The sequence below is a fragment of the Xenorhabdus sp. Sc-CR9 genome (genome assembly GCF_963897815.1).
Classification (GTDB): domain Bacteria; phylum Pseudomonadota; class Gammaproteobacteria; order Enterobacterales; family Enterobacteriaceae; genus Xenorhabdus.
The window spans coordinates 35,651-42,820 of record NZ_CAWQTY010000171.1; the positions used below are offsets into that span (position 1 = coordinate 35,651).

General features: G+C 43.3%; 5 protein-coding genes. All 5 read left to right on the top strand.

Annotation, left to right across the window (positions count from 1 at the left end; genetic code table 11):
- Positions 1–601 precede the first annotated feature (601 nt).
- The 5 genes from tkt (at position 602) to AACQ81_RS09780 (ending at position 7,099) form a co-directional block, all read left to right on the top strand.
- The gene (tkt, locus tag AACQ81_RS09760) at positions 602–2,596 is read left to right on the top strand and encodes a transketolase (protein WP_237387123.1); all 1,995 of its coding nucleotides are present in this window, start codon (positions 602–604) and stop codon (positions 2,594–2,596) included.
- Positions 2,597–2,883: 287 nt separating this feature from the next.
- Complete coding sequence (epd, locus tag AACQ81_RS09765; protein ID WP_237387124.1) at positions 2,884–3,903, top strand: erythrose-4-phosphate dehydrogenase; 1,020 nt, start codon at positions 2,884–2,886, stop codon at positions 3,901–3,903.
- 89 nt (positions 3,904–3,992) lie between these two features.
- Positions 3,993–5,159 (top strand): phosphoglycerate kinase, encoded by a 1,167-nt coding sequence (gene pgk / locus AACQ81_RS09770; protein ID WP_237387125.1) that lies wholly within the window; start codon positions 3,993–3,995, stop codon positions 5,157–5,159.
- Positions 5,160–5,218: 59 nt separating this feature from the next.
- Entirely contained in the window at positions 5,219–6,295 is a 1,077-nt protein-coding gene (fbaA, locus tag AACQ81_RS09775; RefSeq protein ID WP_237387126.1) for a class II fructose-bisphosphate aldolase, read from the top strand.
- Between the two features lie 507 nt (positions 6,296–6,802).
- Positions 6,803–7,099 carry a hypothetical protein gene (locus AACQ81_RS09780; protein ID WP_237387127.1) on the top strand — a complete coding sequence of 99 codons (297 nt, stop codon included), beginning with the start codon at positions 6,803–6,805 and terminating at the stop codon, positions 7,097–7,099.
- The last annotated feature ends 71 nt before the right edge of the window (positions 7,100–7,170 follow it).

A 7,170-nucleotide genomic window follows, 5' to 3' on the forward strand; every position in this document is an offset into this window, starting at 1 on the left:
GTTCTGATAATATATATGAATAAATATCGAGAAAATATTTTTAATAGAAATATAATTGAATAGCAGGGAATACATAGTCCGTTAAAGATATTATTTCTTCCTGAATAAATATCTTTACTATTTTCCAAAAAACTGGCGGCTGAAATCGTTCTGGATATTATTCATTCTAGTTTTTCTAGTAATCAAAATACATTACAAGTGAATTTTGTTTGTTTTGATGATGAAAATGATGAAATTTACCGTTCTTGAAATCGGTAACTTTTTTAAGTTAGAGGTCGTTCGCGTGTTCAGATCATGATTCTAATATGGCAGAAACACTTGCGTTTTTAGCCTTGATTAAACTATTGAGTATCGTGTTTAATACGTGGTTTTCTATTGCGCAAATATCAGGGGAAATTATTTCCTTATTTGCGCAATGTCGCCTCCGGTTGTCTGTGTCAGCCTGAAAACTCGGCAAAACAACGGGGTAAATCAAAGAATTGATGCAAATTGGAAATTAAGATAGTTTTCATTATCTGGCATTAATGATTGCGGTTTGTATGCTGCACTGCGAAAATTAGTTCTTAGTTCACTAACGCTTTTATCCGACTTGGAGTAAAGAATGACCACTCGTAAAACCCTTGCTAATGCTGTCCGTTTTTTGAGCATGGATGCTGTGCAGAAAGCAAAATCAGGGCATCCTGGTGCACCGATGGGAATGGCTGACATAGCTGAAGTGCTGTGGCGCGACTATCTTAATCATAACCCTACTAATCCTAATTGGGCTGATCGTGATCGCTTTGTGTTATCCAACGGCCACGGTTCTATGCTGATTTATAGCTTACTGCACCTGACGGGTTATGATGTTTCCATCGACGATTTAAAGAATTTCCGTCAACTGCATTCCAAAACTCCGGGCCATCCAGAATATGGCTATACTTCAGGCGTTGAAACGACTACCGGCCCACTGGGGCAAGGTATCGCCAACGCAGTAGGCTTTGCGATTGCAGAACGGACGCTGGCAGCACAGTTTAACCGTTCTGGTCATGACATTGTCGATCACTATACTTATGTATTTATGGGTGACGGCTGCATGATGGAAGGTATCTCCCACGAAGTGTGCTCTTTGGCAGGTACTCTGAAACTGGGCAAACTGGTCGCTTTCTATGATGACAACGGTATTTCTATTGATGGTGAAGTAGAAGGTTGGTTCACTGATGATACCGCAGCACGCTTTGAAGCCTATGGCTGGCATGTTATCCGTGGTATCGACGGACATGATTCAGCCGCTATTGCAGCAGCCATTGAATCAGCACGCAAAGAGACCGGTAAACCATCTCTGTTGATGTGTAAAACCATTATTGGTTTTGGTTCACCAAACAAAGCAGGTAAAGAAGAGTGCCACGGTGCCCCATTGGGCGATGCAGAAATCGAAGCCACCCGTAAGGCGCTGGGCTGGGAGCATCCTGCATTCGAAATTCCTCAGGATATTTACGCTGGTTGGAATGCACAAGATGCAGGTAAAGCCAAAGAAGCCGCCTGGGACGAAAAATTTGCAGCTTATGCAAAAGCACATCCAGAGCTGGCAGCAGAGTTTACCCGTCGTGTCAGTGGTGAACTGCCAGAAAATTGGGAAGCAGAAGCTAACGCATTCATTGAGAACCTGCAACAGAATCCTGCTTCCATTGCCAGTCGTAAGGCATCACAAAATGCGCTGGAAGCCTTTGGTAAAATTCTGCCAGAATTTATGGGTGGTTCCGCTGATTTAGCACCAAGTAACCTGACCATGTGGTCTGGTTCCAAACCTTTGAATGAAGTTCAGGATGGTAATTACATCCACTATGGTGTACGTGAATTCGGTATGTCTGCCATCATGAATGGTATTGCCCTGCATGGCGGTTTTGTGCCTTATGGCGCAACATTCCTGATGTTTGTCGAATATGCCCGTAATGCTGTACGCATGGCGGCGTTGATGAAAATTCGCAGCATCTTCGTATATACCCACGATTCTATCGGCTTGGGTGAAGATGGCCCGACTCACCAGCCAGTTGAGCAAATCGCTAGCCTGCGTGTAACCCCGAATATGAGCACATGGCGTCCATGTGATCAGGTTGAATCTGCAATTGCGTGGAAATATGCAATTGAGCGCAAAGATGGCCCGACTGCTCTGATCTTCTCCCGTCAAAATCTGGCACAGCAGGCGCGTACTGCTGAACAATTGGCGAATATTGAGAAAGGTGCTTATATCCTGAAAGATTGCGCGGGTCAGCCTGAATTGATCCTGATCTCGACTGGCTCTGAAGTTGAACTGGCAGTGAAAGCGGCTGAGCAATTAAGTGCAGAAGGTCGTCAGGTCCGCGTGGTATCCATGCCATCCACAGATGCTTTCGACAAGCAAGATGCAGCATACCGTGAAGCGGTGCTGCCGGCCGCAGTGTCTGCCCGTGTCGCTGTAGAAGCGGGTATTGCTGACTACTGGTACAAATATGTTGGTATTAACGGTGCTATCGTCGGCATGAATACCTTCGGTGAATCTGCCCCTGCTGATGCTCTGTTTAAAGAGTTTGGTTTTACCGTTGAAAACGTAGTAGCCAAAGCGACATCCCTGCTTAAATAATTAGCAAACGAGACAGTAAGCGCATTCGCATCAAATTTTGTGTGAATGCGCTCTTTTTTTATTCAATTTTTACTTCATGATGTGATTGATGATGCTTGCCATCACGCTTTTTTTCTCGTAATCTGTTTTTTTATTAGCTGAACCGTTTCAGTTAAGTATATAAATCAATGTGTAAAATGTCTTGTCCATCACAGTCTAACTAATTTTGTGATGAATCATCCGTACAAGGCGCAGTTGCTCAGTTATCCTAAGCGGTTGCATGACAACAGAGAAATTCAGGGAGTAACATGACAATCAGGGTTGCGATTAACGGGTTTGGCAGAATAGGGCGGAGTATCTTGCGTGCTCTCTACGAATCCGGGCGTCGTGCTGAAATTTCGGTGATCGCTATCAATGAGCTGGCAGATGCGGAAGGTGTTGCTCACTTATTGAAATACGATTCCAGTCATGGGCGTTTTGCATGGGATATACGCCTGAATAATGATTTATTGCAAGTAGGAGATGACAGTATCCGGCTGTTTCATCAGCCGGATATCTCAGCTTTACCGTGGAAAGAGCTGGGTATTGATATCGTACTTGATTGTACGGGCAAGTATGGTGAACGGGTGGATGGGGAATCCCATATTGCAAGTGGCGCCAAAAAAGTTCTGTTTGCGCATCCGGGAGGAAATAATCTGGATGCAACGGTGGTATATGGTGTCAACCATCATTCATTAGTTGCAGAAGATCGAATTGTTTCCAATGCCTCCTGTACGACAAACTGTATCATTCCAATCATCAAAGTATTGGATGATGAATTCAATATTGAGTCTGGTACGGTGACAACCATTCACGCATCTATGAATGATCAGCCGGTGATTGATGCTTATCACCCTGATTTGCGCCGAACCCGGGCAGCTAGTCAATCTATTATTCCTGTCGATACAAAACTGGCGGCGGGGATCACTCGTATCTTCCCCAAATTCAGTGATCGGTTTGAAGCAATTTCTGTGCGGGTGCCCACCATCAATGTGACCGCGATTGATTTAAGCGTAACAGTTCACGCCGCAGTGGATGTTGAAGATGTGAACCAACTCCTGCAAAAATCAGCGACCAGAGAGTTTCGTGGTATAGTGGATTATACTGATTTGCCGTTAGTTTCTACGGATTTTAACCACGATCCCCACAGTGCCATTGTGGATGGCACACAAACGAGGGTCAGCGGACACCATCTGATCAAAACTCTCGTGTGGTGTGATAATGAGTGGGGCTTTGCCAACCGGATGCTTGATACAACGTTGGCAATGGCTGCAACTGGTTTTAAATAATCATCTGTTGTGTTGTATTGAACGCATTGACAAACAGCACACAGCAGAAGATTGAGTAATTTTATAGAGAATCAATGAGAGGATTCACCATGTCTGTAATTAAGATGACTGATTTAGATCTGGCGGGTAAACGTGTATTAATCCGTGCTGATCTGAATGTGCCTGTAAAAGATGGCAAAGTTACCTCTGATGCACGTATCCGTGCGTCTTTGCCGACGATCGAGGCCGCGTTGAATCAGGGAGCCAAAGTCATGGTTACTTCTCACCTGGGGCGCCCGACTGAGGGAGAATACAACGAAGAGTTCTCATTGAAACCTGTCGTTGATTACCTGAAAGGAAAACTGTCTTCTCCTGTTCGTCTGGAAAAAAACTATCTGGATGGTGTTGAAGTGGCGGAAGGCGAGTTAGTTGTACTGGAGAATGTCCGCTTCAACAAAGGTGAGAAAAAAGACGATGAAACATTATCGAAGCAATATGCAGCACTGTGTGATGTGTATGTAATGGATGCTTTTGGTACAGCACACCGTGCTCAGGCATCAACTCATGGCGTTGCCAAATTTGCAACAATTGCGTGTGCGGGCCCGCTGCTGTCAGGTGAACTGGAAGCTCTGGGTAAAGCGTTGCGCAACCCGGCTCGTCCAATGGTGGCGATTGTCGGCGGCTCTAAAGTCTCAACTAAACTGACAGTTCTTGATTCACTGTCCAAAATTGCCGATCAGCTTATCGTCGGGGGTGGGATTGCCAATACTTTCGTTGCGGCAGAAGGGCATAATGTTGGTCGCTCTTTGTACGAAGACGATTTGATTCCAGAAGCGAAAAAATTACTGGAAAGTTGTGATATCCCGGTTCCGACTGATGTTCGTGTTGCGACTGAATTTTCTGAAACTGCGGAAGCAACGCTGAAATCCACCAGCGAAATTAAAGACGAAGAGCAGATCCTTGATTTGGGTGATGCTTCTGCTGAGCGTCTGGCTGAAATCCTGAAACACGCAAAAACCATTCTGTGGAATGGGCCAGTGGGTGTTTTTGAATTCCCTAACTTCCGTAAAGGAACCGAAATTGTTGCCCGCGCGATTGCTGAAAGTGATGCTTTCTCTATCGCAGGTGGCGGTGATACCTTAGCGGCAATCGACTTGTTCGAAATTGCCGACAAGATCTCTTATATCTCTACCGGTGGTGGTGCTTTCCTTGAGTTCGTCGAAGGTAAAAAACTGCCAGCCGTTGTGATGCTGGAAGAACGTGCTAACAGTAACTAAGTTTTGTGATAACAGGCAGCGTTGACTGCCTGTTCAATGTCAATACAGGACCACGTAACATGTCTAAAATTTTTGATTTCGTAAAACCGGGTGTCATCACTGGTGATGATGTTCAAAAAGTCTTTGCTGTCGCTAAAGAAAACAACTTCGCGTTACCAGCGGTTAACTGCGTCGGCACTGATTCCATCAACGCAGTGTTGGAAACGGCGGCAAAAGTACGTGCTCCGGTTATTATCCAGTTTTCTAACGGCGGTGCATCTTTCGTTGCTGGTAAGGGCTTGAAAGCAGAAGGCCAGCAGGCAGCGATTATCGGTGCTATTTCTGGTGCCCACCACGTTCATCAGATGGCAGAACATTACGGCGTTCCTGTGATCCTGCATACTGACCACTGCGCACGCAAACTGTTGCCATGGATAGACGGCCTTCTGAATGCAGGTGAAAAATACTACGCGCAAACCGGCAAGCCACTGTTCTCTTCCCACATGATTGACCTGTCAGAGGAATCTCTGGAAGAAAACATTGAGATTTGCAGCCAATATCTTACACGCATGGCGAAACTCGACATGACTCTGGAAATCGAACTGGGTTGTACTGGTGGTGAAGAAGACGGCGTTGATAACAGCCATCTGGACAGTTCTTCCCTGTATACTCAGCCAGAAGATGTGGCTTATGCATATGAAAAACTGAACGCGATCAGCCCACGTTTCACCATCGCGGCGTCTTTCGGTAACGTTCACGGTGTATACAAACCGGGTAACGTTAAACTGACGCCAAAAATTCTGCGTAATTCACAGGACTACGTTTCTGAGAAATTCAACCTTCCGCACAACAGCCTGGACTTTGTTTTCCACGGTGGTTCCGGGTCTACCGCAGAAGAAATTCAGGAAGCAGTTAGTTACGGCGTAATTAAAATGAATATCGATACCGATACCCAGTGGGCGGCTTGGGAAGGTATTCTGAACTACTACAAAAAGAATGAAGGCTACCTGCAAGGCCAACTGGGTAACCCAGAAGGCGCGGATAAGCCTAATAAGAAATATTATGATCCACGTGTTTGGCTGCGTGCTGGCCAATCCTCCATGATTGTTCGTCTGGAGCAGGCTTTTAAAGAACTGAATGCGGTTGATGTGCTGTAATTGCGATAATTTAATTGCGTAGATAGCAGATTCTTAGATTGCACTCCGTTATGGAGTGCTATCTGATCTAGGGCTTAATTAGGTCAATAAATTTGCAGGCTAACTCCTCTTGTTACTAGCAATTATCTATTTTTATCACGCTTATCATGTAACTAATTTATTTACTTTAACTCCTGAGTGAAATAACTGCTATTTTGTGATTTCATTAACAAATTTATATAAATTAACTGTTTCTGGATTTTAATCTGACTTATAGTATCTTAATAATGTGAATAGATATTCATGCTTTTGTTTATATATTACTTTTCATGTATTATAATAAATTAAAATAGAGCCAACAAAGTTTAAAATATTTTCTTTTTGACTTAGCAACATCGATCAATTTTTGTGAATTCTACAAAAAATTATCAGTTCAATCGATTTTTTAATATCCAATAAATAATATTTATAATATGGATTTTTATAATTCCATACATAAAATATAACTTATTTATATAGTAGGAAATTATGAATCTAAATGAATTAAAAGTTTGTAGCTATGTGAGTGAAAATGGTCATGGGCTTATTGTTGAGTTTGGCGATGCTGAATTTTTGAAGATGCAAAATGAAAGCGATTTATATTGCCAAGAGTTGAAACCCTACATTGTTACTAGTATTGCTGAAGACAAAATGAAAGGTTTTCTCTCAAAAAATAAAGAATTATTTAGTGAAATATCTTGGTTTAGAGAAAAGGAAAAATTCAATTATCTAGAGCGTGTTGATCTTTTTGGTATAAAAAGCAAGCAGCAAATGGGGCTGTTATAATGGTTTCGCCAAAAATCAAAACAATTACCCCAAATGCCAAGACTAATGTTAACAGATGATAGCTGGAAATT